This window comes from Shewanella baltica (genome assembly GCF_900456975.1).
GTDB classification, from domain to species: Bacteria; Pseudomonadota; Gammaproteobacteria; order Enterobacterales; family Shewanellaceae; genus Shewanella; species Shewanella baltica.
The window spans coordinates 2,985,475-3,004,546 of record NZ_UGYM01000002.1 but is presented as its reverse complement, the minus strand read 5'-3'; the positions used below and the strand labels follow the sequence as shown (position 1 = coordinate 3,004,546).

12 protein-coding genes and 1 pseudogene are annotated in these 19,072 nt (G+C 47.2%); 2 read left to right on the top strand and 11 right to left on the bottom strand.

Annotated elements, in window-relative coordinates:
- Positions 1–9: 9 nt before the first annotated feature.
- A complete protein-coding gene (locus tag DYH48_RS13685; protein WP_115335103.1) occupies positions 10–501 on the bottom strand; it encodes a MerR family DNA-binding protein in 492 nt (163 codons plus the stop codon).
- 149 nt (positions 502–650) lie between these two features.
- Here DYH48_RS13685 and DYH48_RS13680 point away from each other — a divergent pair, with 149 nt between their 5' ends.
- Together DYH48_RS13680 and DYH48_RS13675 are read left to right on the top strand one after the other, a co-directional pair.
- Positions 651–2,885, top strand: a complete 2,235-nt coding sequence (locus tag DYH48_RS13680; RefSeq protein WP_115335102.1) for a heavy metal translocating P-type ATPase — start codon at positions 651–653, stop codon at positions 2,883–2,885.
- 366 nt (positions 2,886–3,251) lie between these two features.
- Positions 3,252–4,844 carry an ABC-F family ATPase gene (locus tag DYH48_RS13675; RefSeq protein WP_012196852.1) on the top strand — a complete coding sequence of 531 codons (1,593 nt, stop codon included), beginning with the start codon at positions 3,252–3,254 and terminating at the stop codon, positions 4,842–4,844.
- Between the two features lie 158 nt (positions 4,845–5,002).
- On the opposite strand, the gene DYH48_RS13670 is transcribed toward DYH48_RS13675, so the two are convergent.
- From DYH48_RS13670 to DYH48_RS13615, 10 genes and pseudogenes are all read right to left on the bottom strand, one after another.
- Positions 5,003–5,527, bottom strand: a complete 525-nt coding sequence (locus DYH48_RS13670) for a lipocalin family protein (protein ID WP_115335100.1) — start codon at positions 5,525–5,527, stop codon at positions 5,003–5,005.
- Between the two features lie 160 nt (positions 5,528–5,687).
- Positions 5,688–6,356 (bottom strand): annotated as a pseudogene (locus tag DYH48_RS13665) (DMT family transporter); the annotation flags it as partial.
- Positions 6,357–6,578: 222 nt separating this feature from the next.
- A complete protein-coding gene (locus DYH48_RS13655) occupies positions 6,579–6,827 on the bottom strand; it encodes an EamA family transporter (RefSeq protein ID WP_370452675.1) in 249 nt (82 codons plus the stop codon).
- A 105-nt stretch (positions 6,828–6,932) separates the two neighbouring features.
- The gene (locus DYH48_RS13650; RefSeq protein ID WP_115335099.1) at positions 6,933–9,527 is read right to left on the bottom strand and encodes an FAD-binding oxidoreductase; all 2,595 of its coding nucleotides are present in this window, start codon (positions 9,525–9,527) and stop codon (positions 6,933–6,935) included.
- Between the two features lie 147 nt (positions 9,528–9,674).
- Positions 9,675–10,703, bottom strand: a complete 1,029-nt coding sequence (locus tag DYH48_RS13645; RefSeq protein ID WP_115335097.1) for a sensor domain-containing diguanylate cyclase — start codon at positions 10,701–10,703, stop codon at positions 9,675–9,677.
- Positions 10,704–11,003: 300 nt separating this feature from the next.
- Entirely contained in the window at positions 11,004–12,050 is a 1,047-nt protein-coding gene (locus tag DYH48_RS13635) for a transposase (protein WP_071939049.1), read from the bottom strand.
- Between the two features lie 438 nt (positions 12,051–12,488).
- On the bottom strand, positions 12,489–12,860 hold the full coding sequence (locus tag DYH48_RS13630) for a DP-EP family protein (RefSeq protein WP_107402229.1): 372 nt from the start codon (positions 12,858–12,860) through the stop codon (positions 12,489–12,491).
- Positions 12,861–12,949: 89 nt separating this feature from the next.
- Positions 12,950–16,216: an nSTAND1 domain-containing NTPase gene (locus DYH48_RS13625; RefSeq protein ID WP_115335094.1), complete on the bottom strand. Its 3,267-nt coding sequence runs from the start codon at positions 16,214–16,216 to the stop codon at positions 12,950–12,952.
- Between the two features lie 510 nt (positions 16,217–16,726).
- A complete protein-coding gene (locus DYH48_RS13620; protein WP_115335092.1) occupies positions 16,727–18,055 on the bottom strand; it encodes a DUF4785 domain-containing protein in 1,329 nt (442 codons plus the stop codon).
- 11 nt (positions 18,056–18,066) lie between these two features.
- Entirely contained in the window at positions 18,067–18,924 is an 858-nt protein-coding gene (locus DYH48_RS13615; RefSeq protein ID WP_115335090.1) for a lipase family protein, read from the bottom strand.
- Between the last annotated feature and the right edge of the window lie 148 nt (positions 18,925–19,072).

The following is a 19,072-nucleotide window of genomic DNA, read 5'->3' as shown; positions in this document are numbered from 1 at the left end:
TATTTACCGTTATTGCTCTTGGCCGTCGCTATTGCGACTGGCTTTGCGACAACACTCAGAGCCTGCATCGTGCAGGCTTTGGTCTTTTTGGGATTTGTCTTCGTCAGTCTCGTGGTCCTCATGGCTTAGGCTATCGATAATTGCGCAGTGTGGCTGATCGCCGCCTTGGCATTGGGTCACCATGTGGTGTAATTGCGCCCTAAGCTGTTGCAACTTATTAATTTGCTCTTCGACATAGGCAAGGTGAGTGCGGGTAAGTTGTTTAACATCTTCGGCATTCCGGCTTTCATTGCCCTTAAGGCCAAGCAAGGATTTGCAATCCTCTAGGCTAAAACCTAAGTCGCGACATTGATGCACAAACTTAAGCGCTTCAATATCTTGATGGCGGTAAACCCGATAACCCGCCTCATTGCGCTCGCCGCACACTAAGCCAATATCATGGTAATAACGGATACTCTTAACGCTCAAGCCCGTTTGTTTCGCCACTTCACCTATCTTCATCTTGACCTCTCCTTTGAGCAACTGAATGGTTTTTCGCCCAGCAATTAATTGTCGATGTGATCACATTGAGCAAATTCATCCTTGACTCTCCCGCAATGGGAGACTTTATCTTAGACCTATAGTGTAAAACATCAAGTGAGGGATCTCCCATGTCTATGACCAGACTCTATGTCGCCAATATGAATTGCGCTGGCTGCGTCGCGAAAATTGAAAAGGCGTTTGCCGCCCAAGCGGGCGTCGAAGCGCGTGTTAATCTCGCCGATAAACAAGTGACGGTAGAAGGTAAGATGAGCGCCGATACTGCCTTAACTGTGATGGAAAATGCAGGTTATCCGGCGCAGGTGGTGGTGGATGCGAAAGTCGCCGCCGAAGAAAAACGCCTAGAAGATGCCACTGAGTATCGGCTGCGGATGCGCCAAGCCATAGCGGCGCTTGTTGTGGGCGTGCCTATGATGCTGTGGGGATTATTGGGCGGCGAGATGATGATCAACAGTCCAGCGATGCAGCTTGGCTGGGGCATTATGGGACTGGTCACCTTGGCCTTGCTTGTCACCACGGGCGGACATTTCTACCAAGGCATGTGGCGGGCGCTGAAAGCCAAAACCACTAACATGGATACGCTGATTGTGCTGGGCACCAGTACGGCATGGGCTTATTCCATGCTGGTGGTCATTATGCCGAGCGCATTCCCTATGGATACCCGCCATGTGTACTTTGAGGCGAGTGTGATGATTCTAGGTTTGATTAACTTAGGTCACGGACTGGAACTTAAAGCGCGCGGCAAAACCAGTGAAGCGGTGCAGCGATTACTTGGATTGCAATCCACCACTGCGATTCGGATCACAGATAAGGGCGATGAAAAGGTTGAGATAAGTCAGCTGAAACTGGGCGATAAGCTGCGTTTGCGCCCCGGTGACCGAGTTGCCCTCGATGGTGAGGTCGAAACGGGGCAATCCCTATTAGATGAAGCCATGCTCACAGGTGAACCCATTCCCGTGCTTAAAAATCGCGGCGACAGTGTGAGTGCGGGCACAGTTAATGGCAACGGCAGTTTGGTTTACCGAGTGACGGCGGGACAAGAAGATACCAAGCTCGCCAAAATCATCGCACTGGTGCAGCAAGCGCAAACCTCGAAATTACCCATAGGTCGATTGGCTGACAGAATCTCAGCGGTATTTGTCCCGACTGTGGTGGCGATAGCGCTGTTGGCTGCGGCAATTTGGTATTTTGTGGGGCCAGCACCCGCCTTAAGCCATGCGTTAGTGGTGCTGACGAGCGTGCTCATCATAGCGTGCCCCTGTGCGCTGGGGCTGGCGACACCTATGTCTATCATGGTGGCCGTTGGCCGCGCCGCCCAAATGGGCGTGTTAGTCAAAAATGGCGAGGCCTTGCAAACCGCCAGTAAAGTCGACTGTGTGGTGCTGGATAAAACCGGCACTGTCACCTTAGGCAAGCCGCAAGTCACTGATTTTAATTTAGTGCAAACGCTGAACGATGCTGACAAAGAAACTTTGCTGGGTGAAATTGCGAGTCTTGAGCAGCACTCTGAGCATCCGTTAGCGGGGGCGATTGTTAGTTATGCCAAGCAATCCCTGTCGCAATTGCCCGACACACAGGCATTTACGAACCATCAAGGTAAGGGGATTGAGGGCAAGGTCGATGGCGTATCGCTGGCGATTGGTAATCTCGCCTTGATGACGGCATTGGATATTGTTAATTCCGATGGTAGTGCCTTAGATCCAAAAGCGACATTAAGCTTTGCAAACCAAGGTAAAACTCCGATTTATGTCGCCAAAGCGGGCAAGTTAGTGGCCACTATCGCGCTGGCCGATCCGATTAAACCCGATGCTAAAGACGCCATCGCGGCCATGCTGCAAAGGGGTATTCGCGTCGTGCTGTTAACGGGGGATAACCCACAAACGGCGCAGGCGGTAGCCGACCAAGTGGGCATCACTGAAGTGATTGCCGGCGTACTCCCCGAGCAAAAACAACAGCATGTGCTGGATTTGCAAAAGCAAGGGCATGTGGTGGCTATGGTAGGGGATGGCATTAATGATGCGCCAGCTCTGATGAGCGCCGATGTGGGGATTGCGATGGGTTCCGGCACTGAGGTGGCGATTGAAAGTGCGGATATCACTTTACTGTCGCAGCAGTTGATAGTGATTGCTAACTTATTGGCATTGTCGCGGGCGACGATTACCAATATTAAGCAGAATCTGTTTGGCGCCTTTGTGTATAACAGCTTAGGCATACCGGTTGCGGCTGGCGTGCTTTATCCACTCACGGGCATGTTATTAAGCCCAGTGATCGCAGGTGCCGCCATGGCCTTGTCTTCACTCACTGTAGTGACGAACGCCAACCGCTTAAGACGGCAGAAGTTATAAGCTGTCGATACCTAAGCAAACTCAAAATGTTGAATTTGTATGTTGAGTTAGCTTAGGGCTATGTCTACATAAGCCTTTAGCGTCGGCAAGCTTTGCGACGCTAAAGGTCATCAGATTGTCATTCTGCTCGAATACATTGAAAGCTAAGCCAATAGGGTAAAATTAATTACGCTTCTCACGCAGGCATTGTGCGGCGATTTCGGCATTCCCTCTGGCTTTTGATCAGCCTTGGTAGTTGATAATTTAGCCCAAACTGCTATAGTGCCACGTTTATTTTTACCCCTTCGGCATAGCGTTATTTGGTTTATGCTTATTTAAAGCGGCGCCAGCTGGCTCGGCCAACATTACTCGATTTGGAAGTTCATTTTGATCACAACAGCAAATATCACCATGCAGTTCGGCGCTAAGCCACTGTTTGAAAACATCTCAGTTAAATTTGGCGGTGGTAACCGTTACGGTCTTATCGGCGCAAATGGCTGTGGTAAATCGACCTTCATGAAGATCCTGTGTGGTGATCTAGATCCTAGCGGCGGTAACGTCTCGTTAGATGTGAATGAGCGTCTGGGTAAACTAAGCCAGAACCAGTTCGGTTATGAAGAATTCAACCTGATCGACACAGTGATCATGGGCCACCGCGAACTGTGGAAGGTAAAGCAAGAGCGTGACCGTATTTATTCTTTACCTGAAATGAGTGAAGAAGACGGCATTACCGTTGCCAACCTAGAGATGGATTTTGCTGAGATGGACGGTTATACCGCCGAATCTCGCGCTGGTGAATTGCTGTTAGGTGTAGGTATCGGTATCGACAGCCATTTTGGTTTGATGTCTGAAATCGCACCGGGTTTAAAACTGCGTGTACTGTTAGCGCAAGCCCTGTTCTCTGATCCTGACGTGCTGCTGCTCGACGAACCTACCAACAACTTGGACATCGACACAATCCGTTGGTTACAAGACATGTTGAACCAACGTAGCAGTACTATGGTTATCATTTCGCATGATAGATATTTCTTAAACTCTGTCTGTACGCACATGGCTGACTTAGACTATGGCGAATTGCGCGTTTACCCAGGTAACTACGACGAATATATGCAAGCGGCTACTCAAGCTCGCGAGCGTTTATTGTCTGATAATGCGAAGAAAAAAGCCCAGATCTCTGAGCTGCAAACCTTCGTAGCACGCTTCTCGGCTAACGCTTCTAAGGCGAAACAAGCCACATCACGTGCCCGTCAAATCGACAAGATTAAGTTAGACGAAGTAAAAGCCTCTAGCCGTGTGAACCCCTTCATTCGTTTCGAGCAAGAGAAGAAACTGTTCCGTAATGCCTTAGTGATTGAAAATCTGACTAAAGGTTACGACACGCCGCTATTTGAAGACTTAAACTTGATTGTTGAAGTGGGCGAGCGCATTGCGGTACTGGGTGAAAACGGCGTCGGTAAAACGACCCTGTTACGTACTCTGATCCACGATATCCCGCAGGATGCAGGTACTATCCAATGGTCTGAAAACGCCAACATTGGTTACTATGCACAGGACCATGAGTCTGATTTCGCGAACGAAATGACCTTGTTCGAGTGGATGAGCCAATGGCGCAAACCAGAAGATGACGACCAATCGGTACGTGGCATCTTAGGCCGTATGTTGTTTGGTTCTGACGACATCAAAAAGTCAGTCAAAGTGCTGTCTGGTGGTGAGAAAGGTCGTATGTTATTCGGCAAGCTCATCATGCAAAAAGCTAACATTTTAGTGCTCGACGAACCGACCAACCACATGGATATGGAATCGATCGAATCATTGAACAACGCGCTGGAAATGTACGAAGGCACCTTGATTTTCGTGAGTCATGACCGTGCATTCGTATCGTCGCTAGCTAACCGTATCCTCGAAGTGACTCACACAGGTGTGAATGACTTCAGAGGCACTTACGATGAGTTCCTTGCCAGCAAAGGCATCGAAGTCTAAGGTTATTCGCTATTTAGCTGCATGTGTAAATGCATGCATCTAAATTCAGCATCAATAAAAACGCCGCAATGCATTGCGGCGTTTTTGTATCTGTTATCTGTCTATTATCTAGCGATTAGTTTTTTATGCACTTGATTCTAGCGCATTAGCGACGCTCGTTATTGCACTGACTCTTGCTGCACATAAATCAAACTGTCGGTATCAAAACCGCGGGCTTTAGACATTTCAACAAACTTTTGCAGTACCTCGGTTGGCACAGTCGGGGTTTTAGCCAGTAGCCACAAATAACCCGTGTCGGGCCCTGATATAAAAGCGTATTGGTAGTTTTCATGATCTAATTCGAAGACCACATACGATCCATAAAATGGCCCAAAGAAGGAGACTTTCAAATAGCCTTCTGAGTCCCCATTGACAAAATAGGCCTTACCTTCGGCTTCTTTCCATTCGTTTTTAGCCGCTGAGAATCCACGGTTAATGACCATCACACCGCCATCGTCTTTCAGGCTGTATTCTGCGCTAACTTGGCTTAACCCCCTTTCAAATGAATGATCTAAGCGCGCAATTTCGTACCATTTACCTAAGTATTTATTCAGCTCAAAATCATTAACGGGTTGAACCAATTTAGGCATGCCTAAACAACCGCTGAGCAAAAATATACTGATGACTAACAGTAGCTTTCTCAATTTGACCTCCTGATCCCAAATCTTAGTTGCACATCTTAAGTTAAATGTTCAATCAATCCTCTGTCGAGCTTACACTATTTTCTTCATATTATTTCAGCAACTTGGCTTCTGTTTGTTAAAGTTCTGTTGTTTAAAGTCGTGTCGGCGACAGTCTTGTGGGTTACTCGCTCGCAACCTGCACTTTGCGCTGACTTATAAAGCCTTGGCTAATGCCGGCCAGAATAATCAAGCCGACACCGCTTAATTGCATTGGGCTCAAGCTTTCACCAAATATCCACCATGCCAGCGTCACTACGATAACCGGTTCCACATAGGCGAGGGTGCCAAAGGTGACTGCTGGCAATTGGCGCAGGGCTTTTACCGCCAGTAATATCGCTAAAAATCCGGGGAAGAATCCAATCGCGATCAACCAAACAATTTGCGGCAAACTTGGCGTCAGCGGTGCATTTATCACTAAGGGCAGCAGGCATAAAGCGCCGACACAAAGCTGGACTAAAGTGCTCTGGTAGGGTGAACTCAGACTCGGTTTTCGGTTGATTAACATAAATCCGCAGTAGGTTAAAAGGGCGAGTAAAGCATAAAAATAGCCTAATAATTCAGTGTGATTGCTCGCTTGCTGCGGTCCTGTAGGGATCATTAACATAAAGCCCATCAGCGCGACTACCACGCTTGCCATGCTTAAGCGGGTGAGTTTCTCGGCAAAGAAATAATGGGCGAAAATAGCCGACACCACTGGGGCTAAGTAAATGATCATGATCACATTGGCCATTTGGGTGTACTGAATGGCTTCAATATAAAACGCCATAAAACCCGCGAGCATAGCGCCATTATATACCCAAGCAACCTCAAGATACGAGTTTCAGAGCGCCTAGGGTGCTTCAATTCAAGGCGCATCAATGACAGAATGTCGGCTACCTTTTGAATTGATGCAACACGGAAGTGGAGTGCCCTAGGCGCTCCGTCCCGGCGGGTTTTAACGCACTTTATGCTGTGTTGGTTATTTTTAACTTAGTCCACTAGGTCCGCAAATAACCGCCTTGCCTAAAGTGCGTTAAATTTCCGCTGAATCCTGCATCTTGAGGTTGTTTGGGTATAAGTTGCGTTTACTCGGTCTATGGCGAATCTGATGGCCTTTGCCAGTGAATAGCATATAAGCCAATAGAAATAGGGCACCGAGCAGTAAGCGGTAGAAGGTAATGTGCTCGGCGGGCAGGGCGGCAAAGCGCGCTAATACACCGATTGTGCCCATAAGAATGGCCGCCAATAGGGCAAAAATGATAGCTAAAGCTGAGCTTGGCATAGATAACCTACAACAGAGTGAACAGAGAGTTAAGGGGCGACACCGTCCTGTGGACGGCGTCGATTTTGCCTTAAAAACTCACCCTAGGCTATGCCGATATATTAACTAAATAATGCTTTTACGTGAGCGGAAATGGTTAAAGCTATCTTGGCTGTAGGCCGCCTTAATCCGTTTTAACGCGGCGTAGTTATGGTCGAAGTACACATCAGTGGGGATGGCTTTATCTTTGAAGCTGATATAGGCGCCCGAGGTGTTGGGGATGTCATAATTTCGGCTGGCATCAATCCAATCGAGTGCACGATTGATGCGGGTAAACACTTGGCTATCCTGCAATTGTTGTTTCTCTTGCAGCGCGTTATTCCACCAAGTTTGATATTGAATCGTGTATTGTCTGTCCTTGTAGGGGAAGGCGCTGCGACTCTTTTGATCTTCACCCATAGTGCGATAATAATCACCCGCAATGGCGCCAAGGGTGACATAGGTAAATAGCCCCAATTGGCGATTACCTTCAAGCACATAGCGAGAGGTTAAGCTTTCGAGCAGTGGCTTATAACCGTCCCTCAGTCCCGTTTGATTGACTAAGCGCGAGGTGACTTTATGGGGCGCGGGCTCATCCAAATCGGGTGGCGTCGGTGAGCGGTTTATGCCTTGCAAGTCCGCTTGCAGATGATGAAAAGATTCCCTTTCCCAATTGGCCATTAAGTTTTCACCGTAGGCTTTGGTGAGTCCGCCCATCCCCTCGATGCGTATATCATTGGGCACTAGGTCAAACTCATTAAATTGTGTCTGGATAAAGTGATTCAGACTGGCGGAATTGCCTTCCCAAAAGCCATACATCAAGCAGTTATGCTTAATCGACTCAGTGTCTATGTCAGTCGTTTTGTGTTGTTCTGCGGGTAAATGTTTGGCATTTATCTTGAGATTGGTACCAATCAAACAGCCTGTGCTGTCGGCATTAATGATGGCTTCCCAGCGCTGTAAAATGTCTTTGGTTGGGGTGTGCTCAATGAGTTCTTGGGTTTGTTTGTCATAGCAATTCCACTCTAATTCAAACTTGAGCAGGCAAGGCGGTAGTGGAAAGGTTTGCACAAAAAATCGGGTCACTATGCCATAACTTAATCCGCCGCCACCCTTGAGCGCCCAAAGTAACTCTGGTTTATTGGCAACCGAGACGACTTGGGTTTCACCAATGCCAAGGACAATTTCTGCCTGTAATAGGGATTCGCAGCACATGCCGTATTTGCGGGTCCAAGGTCCTGAGCCGCCGCCCATAATAAATCCCGCTAATGCAACGTTGCCACTGGTGCCATGGGGGATCATCACGCCTTTTTTTGCAAGGGCAGTGGTGAGATTGATAAAGCGATTGCCTGGGCCAATGGCCGCAATACCTGTGATGGGATCTAAAGTGAGGCTATCCATCTTCAGCAGATCCAACACTATGGTATTGGTTTCAGTGCTTTCACCTTCGTGATCATTTCCACCCGAGCGCACACTGATCGGCAAGTTATAATCGATGGCTGCTTTATAGGCGATTTTGACTTCTTCAGTGGAAGTGCATTTGATGATCGCCAGTGGTTTTTTTTGTAACCTGCGGTTGAACAGCTGGCAAGCCTGTTGGTAGGCTATCATTTGCTTACCCGTGCTGACTGAGAATTGCTGTTCACTATAATAATGGCCAGCGGTAATAATATTGTCGGCCGGAATGTGTGCGCGAACTTCATTGATGAAATTAACAAAGTTTTTGGCTTGAGTGATCACTAAGTTTTCACTGATCCGCACTTCCGCACTTAATTCTTCTTCGGTCGATTGCATAATCAAACAATCCCGTTCGAGTTCATTTGCGACAGTCACTTTAATATTCGAGCGATAGGCCGTTAGCGATTTAAATACTTCGATATTGAGGGTGATATCCGCTTGATTGCTCACCGCGTAATTAACGACATAATTAAAATTAGGCCAAGTGTTATAGTCACACTCAATAATATAGGCTCGGCGTTCGTGGGGCGGAATAATCTTAGGCAGTTGTTGATTATAGGCGTTGCTATCCGCGGTGGTTTTTATGAATTGATATTCAGTATCATTAAATATGACCAGCAGCACTTTTTGTCTTTGAAGTGGGATAACGTTTTCATCACGAAAATTATATACATCATGATGCTGATAAATGTAAAGGTTATTTTCGGTAATCGATTTTTGTTGCGCCGGATTACGATAATAGTCGACGATTTCGGTTCGGGTTAATAATCGATTAAGTAAAGTTATGCCAAATATTTCACCATCGAAATGAGTGTCGCGGTGATTGGGTAATGACACGTTTTCAATTAAAAACTCATTGTCAGCAAGCAGTGACAGATTATTGAGTTGTGTATGGGTAATTTCACCATCCACATAACAATTGATTTCATGGTATTCATGGCAGATAGACAATAAGTGCCACTGGCTGTCGTTAAGTCCACCTAAGGTTGAAATTGCCTCAACCCGCAGCAAGGTGGTATTAATCACGCATTCAATATGCCCCAGTGAATTAATATCCACCGCGAAATAGGTATCTTCTCGATCGGTGTTATAATGGAACACACGCCCACCTGCGCTGGTTTTTACCCAACACTGGTAAGTAAATATGGCAAGGGGTGACGTGCTCACGGGTAAGCTTTTTTCAATCACTGCCCGTATATTTCTTGATGCCTCAAGCTTATTCATATTCGTGCGTCCTTTCGTGTGCTTTGCGTGTTTTACCTCAGTGCGCTAAAGCGCAACTGGGGTAATTCATCCCGTGGTTAATCCATCGCGGGTAACTAAGTCGCGGGTAAATCAGTTTTGGTTAAATAAGTCGCCAATTAATGGGGATTAAAGCGACGTATTGATCCTGTCACGGCCATCGGCTTTGGCGCGATACAATGCGGTATCGGCGGCGCACAGCATGGCGAGTGAGGTACGGAATTGGCCATTGATTTCACTCGCAATCCCTTGGCTCGCGCTCACAGAGACATAGTCGCGCAGGCCTTGCTCAGTAAAGCGCAGGTCATTAATCCCTTGCTGCACTTTTTGGGCAATCGTCAGTGCCATTTTGGCATTGTGGCTTGGTAGAATTAGCGCGAATTCTTCGCCGCCGTAACGCGCTGCCAGGCCAATGTCTATTGGCACTATGTCAGCAATCACTTTGGCAATCTTACGTAGGCATTCGTCGCCTTGGATATGGCCGAATTGGTCGTTGAACACTTTGAAATAATCCACATCGATAATCACCACGCTGATAGGGCGCAGCTTACCCGTGCATTCTTCCCAATAGTGATGCAGCATTTCGTCGAAGTATCGGCGGTTCGCCAGCCCAGTCAGTGAATCTGTGGCGGCCAATTTACGTAGCTTTTGATTCTCCGCTTTGTGCTGCGTTAAATCGTGCATCATCATCACGAACAGAGGTTCATGGCTGGGGATGTAGGAAATGGAGAGCTCGACATCTTTTGCTTTGCCTGAGGCGGTAATGAGGGTGATTTCTTCGGCGCAGTGCTGCACTGGAATGCCGCAGTTTTTGCCTAGTTTAATATCATTGCTCAGCAGATTGTCGTAGCGAGCTTGATGGTGCTCGGTCAAAAAGTTGCGCCAATCTTGTCCCTTCAAACTGGCCTGCGGGCATGTCAGTAAGTCAGCACCTTTGCTATTGCTAAAGTAAATGTAACCTTGGGCATTGACGATAATCACCGGCTCGGTCAGATGCTGAATAAACTGTTGAATCGTTTCAATCGAGCCATGTTCGAAGAAGGTTAACGGCAATGCGGGCTCGACCAAGCCTTGCTGCGCAGTACACTGTAAGCCATTGTCTTCACCCACAAGTGATAATGGATGTTGTGAGCGAGTCTGTTTAGGTGAGCTTGTCATTGTTATCATTCTCCGTGAACCTAATGTCATCTGCGCTAAGCGCTTTTCTGATGATGACTTTATTCTCTGCAAAGAAAAGATACCTTCTGCTTACCTTCCGATTTAATCTATTGTTTATAAAGGTTTTAAATTTACTCTTCTCACGATAAATTCTCAGGTTTAGCTGGAACGTGCGAGGTTTTGGGGCATGGCTAAGTTGAAAAGTGGCACTCATGAGTGGATTTTTGGCTATTAAGCGGCAAGCGCAAAGGATGTTAGTGTCGAAATTTAACCGCAGATAAACAGTAGGAAACGGTTCGTTCACCCTAAAGGTTGATTTGGATGCAGAGCTTCGCTACTCGATTTTCCTCTACACCATTTACCACCTTGCTGAAGTTTAAAAGCGCACATCGCATCCCAACGACCACTGATGCCACTGTACTGGCGGCGAAAATCTTTAGCAGAGCTGAGCCAAGCATCTGATGCAATCCCTAACTCATTGAGCAGTTTTGGTCGCTGATTATCGATAAAGCCTTTTTTATCATGGCGAATGGCGCGGCCAGTCCAATCGATAAGTTCCAGATAATCCGCAAAATGAAAAGGGATGCCCGTTTGTTGACTAGAGTGTGTCGCCGCATCGAACTTGGCGAGAGATTTGTTTATCGTTTGAGGCTTATTTTTTGCGGATTGGACTGGTGCTTGCGGTGAGATTATGATGTTATTTACCTGCTTGAGTGCACTAATTCTTTCTTGAATCGAGGTGAAATCAGAAGATTGTAAAGAGTCGGCAATCCCTGCTCGAATAGGGTTTAAATCCACGTACATCATGCAGGCTAGTAAGGCTTGCTCATCTAGCAAAGCTTGGGATTTGAAACGGCCTTCCCAGAACGCGCCTTTACACTCATCTTCACGATTCGCTTTACGGGCAATTTCTTCGTTCAGGCAGCGCATAAACCAAGATATGCTGGATAAACGTTCATGCCATTCGGTAATTAACCCATCGAGCAGCATGCGTTCACCGTCAATTAAGGCTTCACCATTCATATACTTAGTTGCGACAGTATGGCCTTTAGTTATTTGACACCACCGGCTGATAACCTCTTTTGGGCTTAAGGTTTTTGCTTCCTCAACATCAATTTTAAGTACTAAATGGTAATGGTTGTTCATCACTGCATAGGCGCAAATGTCGATACAAAAGATAGCAGATAATGCTTTGATTTTATCGACAATCCAGCCACGTCTATGTTCATAACTGCGGCCTGTGAGTTTATCTTCACCGCACAGAAAAGCCCTTCTGACACAGCGATTTATCACATGATAGAAGGGCGTTGTATTGGCATCGATAAGCATTCTTCTGGCCGAGGTCATGACTCGCTCCAAACAGACAAGGTGAAGATAATCTAAAGACTAGTAGAAGAGGGGACAAAGCACAAAAAGGCATGGCTGTCCCCGCTTTTGTCCCCGCTTTTTTTTTTCCTCTGCCGTAGCAGCAGAGCATTTATAACTCATTTCAGGAGGCACTTATCTCGAAAAGACATGGCTGTCCCGCTTTTTGATGTCTTGTGAGAAATGCTCTGCCGTAGAGCAGAGCATTTATAGCTCATTTCAGGAGGCTCTTATCTCGAAAAGATATGGCTGTCCCCGCTTTTTAAGATAATCTAAAGACTAGTAGAAGAGGGGACAAAGCACAAAAAGACATGGCTGTCCCCGCTTTTTGCAGCGACAGAGCATTTAGAGCTCATTTCAGGAGGCACTTATCTCGAAAAGATATGGCGGTCCCCGCTTTTCCCAGTATTTCAGAAAGATCTAATCTTCTCGGTCAATAATTTGTGGATCTGGACTTATAAGCCATACAGAGTGATCAGCATATTTTAGAATTAATTGGAATTTGATAATTCCAGCTGTTTTATGCAAATCATTAATGGTTACTACTCTTCCCCCCTCTTCAATCAACACACTATTTATGTTGCCATTAAAAGGATTTAGAAAACCAACACCAACAAACTGAACTAAGTCAGGGGTATCGATTAATTGGTAGCGGATAGCTTCTGCTTTATAAACCTCGACATTTCCATGGCAGGGCTCGCCATCTTTGGAATAACTAAATACAGCTTGACCGTCATTAATTTGTATAGAAAGATTAATCAAAGGATCTCGGGTTGCCTGAAATTGGCTCATAAACTTTTCCTTATGTTTGTGTTTAATTATTACGACTTTCAGTTATTTTTATTTACGATAACAAAGATACTTATTACTTATAAATCAGGTTAAAAATTGAAGTTGGTTATCCCCATAGTCTTTAAACTACTTAGCAGCGTTTGATTTTTCTCCAATGTTCCGAGGCAATCTAGCGCTTTAGCGTAGGGTTGTAGGTACTGAGGATCTCTATCTTTTTGTTGGATCGGTTCTAGCATTTCTTTGACTTGAATGCAGGATTTTTGAACTGCAGGCATATCTTGTCGTTGTTTAGATAATTTGGCGCTAAGTAGCTCAACTTCAGCAAAGCTGGCAAGATACTTAAAATCATCGGGTGCGTCTTTTATTATTTCATTTAATATGAGTGAGGCCTCCTCAAGTGATTCTTTGCATTGTTGATTTTTTCCCATTATAAAATAGTACTGTGCCGAATTTTTGAGGAATATTGCTTTGAGTGCACTATAGCGTCGGCTGTTAATGAAAGCCTTATTCTCTTGTTCAAGCTCAGCTCGCAAATATTCAGGTGTATAATAACTTCGTGGATCTTTGAGTGTTGCGTTAAGTGACATTAATTGGAATTTGAGATAATAAAGCTGGGTTTTCCAAGCGGTATTTTTAGGATCTAATATTACTGCTTGTTGCATCAGTTTTTCACCCTGCAAGGCGTTATTGAATGCTTCAAGCATTGAGCCTTGGTATTCAAACAAAGTAGAGCTGGTCCTCAAACTGCTGGCATATCGATCAAGTAGATAGCCATCCGTATTATTTGTTTTTGTAATAGACTTCAACTCTGTTTGAAGCTGATTATGTATAGATATAGCAGAGTTTAGTTGACCTCTAGAACGCCACGTTCGTGCAAGCCAAGAACGAGTATCTGCTATATCTGCCTGCAGTTGCTTATTGTTAGGATCCTGAGTCAGAGCTAATAATTTTAGTCTGAGTGACTCATCGAAGTAGCTTGTAGCTTTATCAAATTGCTGTTGCTTCATTGCTAGTGAACCTAGCGTATTGTTAGCGTAGGATAGTTCCATGAGAGCATTTTTATCGTCGGAAGCTAGCTTATACATGACCTGGCTATAACTTAGATACTGCTCAAAGTAGGGCTTAGCGCTTTCCCAATCACTCATATCGTATTTTATCTGCCCAAGCCAAAATGCATTTGCGCCTAAGGTTTTTAATAACTCTAGGTTTGTCGGTTGCTCAGTATAGAGATTGGTTAGCTTAGTTTGAGCGGCGAGAAGCGCTGTCTTGGCCTCATCTAGCTTATCGCGTGAATACGCGACTTCACCCATTGCCTCTAGTGTTTGTCCATGTTGTAGGCGAGCTTCAAGGCTCAGATGTTGATCACCGTTGTCATTGGAAAAATCACTGAAATATTCCAGTGCTTTATTGCTGATCCCGTCGAGTAAGTCCATTCGGCCGATGCCGCGCATCTTGTCGGCGAAGTCGCCCACCATGAAACCGAGCAAATCTTCGGCGGCGAGGCGTTTTTGCAGGGCGAGTTTTTCAGCTTCTATGCTGCGGACACTCATGATAATGGAAGTGAGGGTGAGGACGCATAATAGGGTGACGGTTAAGCGCCTCGTCCAGCGCAGCATATTGGCGCGTTTGGTGGAGGCTGTGATAAAGGCGGTTTCGGGATCGTCTAAATCGAATAACGGATTTTGGCTGAGGCTTTGGGCTTCTTTTAAAGGTTTACCTTCAGCGAGTAGATAGGCGCTGTGTTTGGCTTCGCTGAGCCAGCGTGTTGAAAGATGCTGTAGGCGACTCTTAATACTCAAGCTGTCGCTATGTTCGCTAATCCACGCCGTCGCCCGTGGCCAACGGCGCAGCAGGGCTTCGTGGGCGATGCTAAAACAGGGTTCACCATTTTGCAGATGCGACACGAATAAGCGGCTATCAACCATAGCTTGCACTAGGGCGGTTTCAGCGGTGCTTTGCAGCTGTGACCAGCGGGCGGTGCGGCTGGTTATGGACTTTTCATCTTCGCGCAGGGTGACTAGCAGGGATAAAATCCGTGGCAGACTGGCTTTTTCGGCATCGCTTAAATGGGAAATCGCTTGCTCGGCATTTTTACCAATCGCCCCTTCAATACCGCCAAGCGCATGATAAACCGAGACTAATAACTTATCATCGGCGCTGCGCTGCAAATACAAGGCCTGCAGCGTGTATTGCAACATGGGCAGTGCATCTGGGTTACTGGCGGCGTCGCTGCAGAGCATTTCATCGAGCGGCATCGCGGTTTCGCTGTCAACTTCCCAGCTTAAGTTGGCGGCCACCGCGGGCAGGCGGATCATTTGCAACAGTTCAGTGCGTGTCGGCGGCGCTAAGTCAAAGTGTGCGCCGCGGGATTTGCCGGCCATTAAGCTTGGGTAGCCCACAAGTAAAGGATAAAAATCGTTACGACAGGCACTGATGATAATCACGGCCTTAGAGGTGGCGAGTTGTTCCAGCAGTTCAACAAATACTGTGCGCTCGGTGTCGCTAAATAGCGGTGATGAGAGCAACACTTCTAATCGGTCGATAAACAAGGCAAAAAACGGCTGAGTAAAGGGCTGAACCTTGAGAGCTTGGGTGCACTGGTTGATTACGCCTTGGATATCTTCGACAAGTTGAACCGCCAGTGTCTCAGCGCTCATGCCTTCGAATACTGGCGTGTCGTTGATTTCCCAGTCGAGCATAGCGCTGGCAAGATCGGTTAACAGTTGCCCTTTACTCACATCGGCAAAATCTAAGCTGCTGAATGACGCGACACCAATGCCGTTATAGCCGCCTCCCTTCATTAAATTGGGCACAACACCGGCATTTATCAGGGAGGATTTACCGCTGCCACTTGGGCCTAAAACCAGACAGAAGGCACGACCATAGATGATTTGCTGGCTGATACGATTAAGCAAAGTGCTGATTTGTTCACTGCGACCAAAAAACACCTCGGCATAGTTAGCGTTATAGGCTTGCAGACCCGGAAAGGGCGAGCCGCCTTGCCAACTTTGCGGGCTGGCGGTGGCTTCGTGGCCGATAGGAAAACGCACTTCGGCTAAGGTGCGATAGCCGCGTTTGCGTATGGTTTCTATATAGGTGGGATCGGTGGCGCTATCGCCTAATGCTCTACGTAACTGATTGATAATCTTGTGTAGTGGATTGTCGCCAGTATCTACGCCCGGCCAGCAGTGGCTGACTATTTCATCACTGCTGACGACTTCGCCCGCCCGTTGACAGAGAAACAGCAGCACATCCATCGCCTTGGGCTCAAGTTGTTTGACTTGTTTGCCAAGGAGCAGACTATTGGCGCTGGGATTGATTTGCCATTCACCAAAGAAAAATGTGCTGTCACTCATAACGATGTCCATTTATTGAGTATTGGCTAGCGTACTGTGGGAAAACGTACCGTTAGTTACCACTCTTATAGTTATATTTTTGTTATGTTTTTATGGTAAATGCTCGGCTGTTGTCAGCCTAAGGTTTGATGTCAAAGCCTTGACATTATGCCTATTACATTTGTTATTTAAAAGGAATAACCCTTGATAATCAATGTAAATTTTATTCATGGCAGCTATGGGGAATCATCTGCGGCTTGTCATTTTTCTGTCAACAGTTTGTGCTTTACGCAGCATGTTAAATAACGCGGCGGCTTTTGGTTGTTTATTAGCAAAACATCAACAATGGAAAAGTGCCCACTATGGGCACTTTTCAATGAGAGAGGAAACTCGGGCGGGCTAACTTTGTCGTGTTAGCTTGTGCCGGTTAACTTGAGCAGATGAGCCTCGCCTCTGGTTTAACATTGGCATTTAAAGCCCGCGTCTTCTATCTGCTCCTTAATATCAGCCCCTTAACATCAGCCTCTAATGTTAGCGGGTTAAGATCAATGCTTTGGCTTGATAGCTTAATCTGGCCATTTGACCTTGATCTTGCAGTTCTAACTCATTGAGTTCGAATGGCGGCTGTAAACCCGAGGCTTGGATGAGCTTAGGATCTAACATCAGCTTTAACTTTGGCGACTCAGGGGTCAGCCAATTAGCCGCTTGGGTACGTAGAATCGCCACCTTTTGACCTTCGGCATTGGTACCGGTTAACGTGCCACTTAAGCCAAAACGTCCCGCCTCGGCGACCAATAACTCAAAGTTGATTTGGTTAGGCAAACCTTTATCCCAAATCGTGAGCACTTCGGGCTTGATGCTCGCCGAATTGACATAGGACTTAAAGACAGATTTGACCGTGCGCTGTACTGGGCGGCCATCGACTTGGGTTTGCACTGTAATTTCAACTTCACTGAAACCCGCATTACTGCTCGAAAGTGCCACGCCCGCGGGGATCACCGCTTGCCATGTCTCACCTTGTTTTACCATCGTCAGTGGTCGCATATCGCCATCGGCTTGCTTGAGTGTTGCCTGCGGCACGAAGGTGTTATCACTTTGGCTGAGTGCGAGTTCAAGCCCAAGGGTTTGCGCATCAGCCGCGATAGCGGAGGAGGCTTTGACACTCAGTTGATAGGGTGAGCCTTTTTCCTTCACATTGACTAAGTAGTTGGCGCTTGGCGTTAACGGCTGACTGACCTGCAGGCGATATTGGCCCGGTGTGGCTTTCGCTGACATTTGCAGTGCGCTGGAATCATCGGTTAATCCTGCGCTAGCAAGGGCATCGGCGTTGGCCATCGATTTGACCAATGACTCATTGGTGTTTATCCCGCTGCTTTTGGCCGCTTTGCCTTGGGGTGACTGATTAGGGCTAACGCGCTGAATTTGTACGCGCTCAGGGGCGATAGCCTCTGCATGCATTAAGGCGCCAGAACTGGTATCGCCCCGAGGCGCAATGCGCACTAGGCTCGACGCTTGGCTCATGGTGAGGCCCACGCCCGCATTAAGCTGCGCGCCGGTTACATTGACCCAATACTCGTCACTTTCGCTGGCTTGTTCAAGCTGCGGCGCCCTTGCCTGATACTCGCCATACAAAGGGGTGATAAAGCTAATGTAATCCGTACTGGTGTTAATGGGCGCCAGTGTTGGACTGGCAATATTGCTATCGACAAGATCGGTATTGCTCGGCGCGGCTAGGGTTAACCCTTTGGCGTACATAGGGCTGGCATTGGTTTTGGGATCTATGGGTGTGGCTTCATCTTGGCAGGCTGCGAGCAGTCCGCTTAGCGCCAAGACACTGGCAAGTTTGCTGAGTGTGTGCATCTTAGTGCTCCTTAAATGTGGTTGCGGATCAACGTGTCTAAATTGAAACACGCACGGCGGCTCTGCTGATGGCTTAGGGGTTCTTGGCCACGGGTCTTTTGTTTATCGATAAACCAGACTGTGCCAGCTGCCTTTTGCGAGCTGCAATTTAAGAAGCCGTCGGAGCAGCTATCGAGCCAGTTTTGAGTGGTTTCGAGCGCGACTTGGTATTGGTAACCCGCGCAGTAACTGTCGCTGTCCCAAATGGCGGAATCAACATCTGAGCCCACCACGACTTCGAAGGGTTTACCCAGCGATGGGCGACCCGCAGTGCCGTAGAGCATAGTGTTGTTGTAGTTTGCCATCCAACCCACTTGCTGTTGTTTCACCGCATTGCTGCCATATCCTAAGAGCCAGCCCAAGCTGGTTTCGAATACATTACCTTGGTTCACCGCATCGGCCAGCGGCGTACCAGCACTGGATGGGGCGAGGGCGATAACCTTTGAGGTGGCGTTGATCACCGCAGGATAACGGCTGTCCCACGTGGGGTTAGATAAAATCCATCGCACTACGTTTCCACCATTGGAGTGGGTCAGCAGAATTAAGTCGTCGATATTTTTGGCTTGGATAAAGCTATTGAGTTGGGTCGCCAGACAACCTGCGGCGCTGTCTTCCCACATATATTGGTCAAAGTCGCAGTTGATCACTGTGTAATTGTTTGGCACCGGGATGCCTTGACGTACTGAGTTAACAAATTCGGGCGTCCAGTAATCGGCTAAGGCATTGGTCTGGTGACCCGTACCGTGGATAAAGGCAACTCCGGTTGCAGCTAATGTCGCTGGGCTGACAGCTAACAGACCCAAGAGCATGAGGGCTTTTTTGATCTTCATGGGTATATCTCGTGTTGTTGGTCTTGTTGATAGTGGCCGCGCAGTCCGTTGCGACTGTTTAGGGCAAATCGGTTAATGCTAAGGATTTGCCGTAATTTAGCGTTAAATCGGCTGACATGGCTCGGGTTATATGCGCCATAGGCGCGGG

Coding starts and splice junctions, on each gene's coding strand:
- DYH48_RS13685 (WP_115335103.1), bottom strand. CDS start 501: ATGAAGATAGGTGAAGTGGCGAAACAAACGGGCTTGAGCGTTAAGAGT.
- DYH48_RS13680 (WP_115335102.1), top strand. CDS start 651: ATGTCTATGACCAGACTCTATGTCGCCAATATGAATTGCGCTGGCTGC.
- DYH48_RS13655 (WP_370452675.1), bottom strand. CDS start 6,827: ATGCCAAGCTCAGCTTTAGCTATCATTTTTGCCCTATTGGCGGCCATT.
- DYH48_RS13650 (WP_115335099.1), bottom strand. CDS start 9,527: ATGAATAAGCTTGAGGCATCAAGAAATATACGGGCAGTGATTGAAAAA.
- DYH48_RS13645 (WP_115335097.1), bottom strand. CDS start 10,703: ATGACAAGCTCACCTAAACAGACTCGCTCACAACATCCATTATCACTT.
- DYH48_RS13635 (WP_071939049.1), bottom strand. CDS start 12,050: ATGACCTCGGCCAGAAGAATGCTTATCGATGCCAATACAACGCCCTTC.
- DYH48_RS13630 (WP_107402229.1), bottom strand. CDS start 12,860: ATGAGCCAATTTCAGGCAACCCGAGATCCTTTGATTAATCTTTCTATA.
- DYH48_RS13625 (WP_115335094.1), bottom strand. CDS start 16,216: ATGAGTGACAGCACATTTTTCTTTGGTGAATGGCAAATCAATCCCAGC.
- DYH48_RS13620 (WP_115335092.1), bottom strand. CDS start 18,055: ATGCACACACTCAGCAAACTTGCCAGTGTCTTGGCGCTAAGCGGACTG.
- DYH48_RS13615 (WP_115335090.1), bottom strand. CDS start 18,924: ATGAAGATCAAAAAAGCCCTCATGCTCTTGGGTCTGTTAGCTGTCAGC.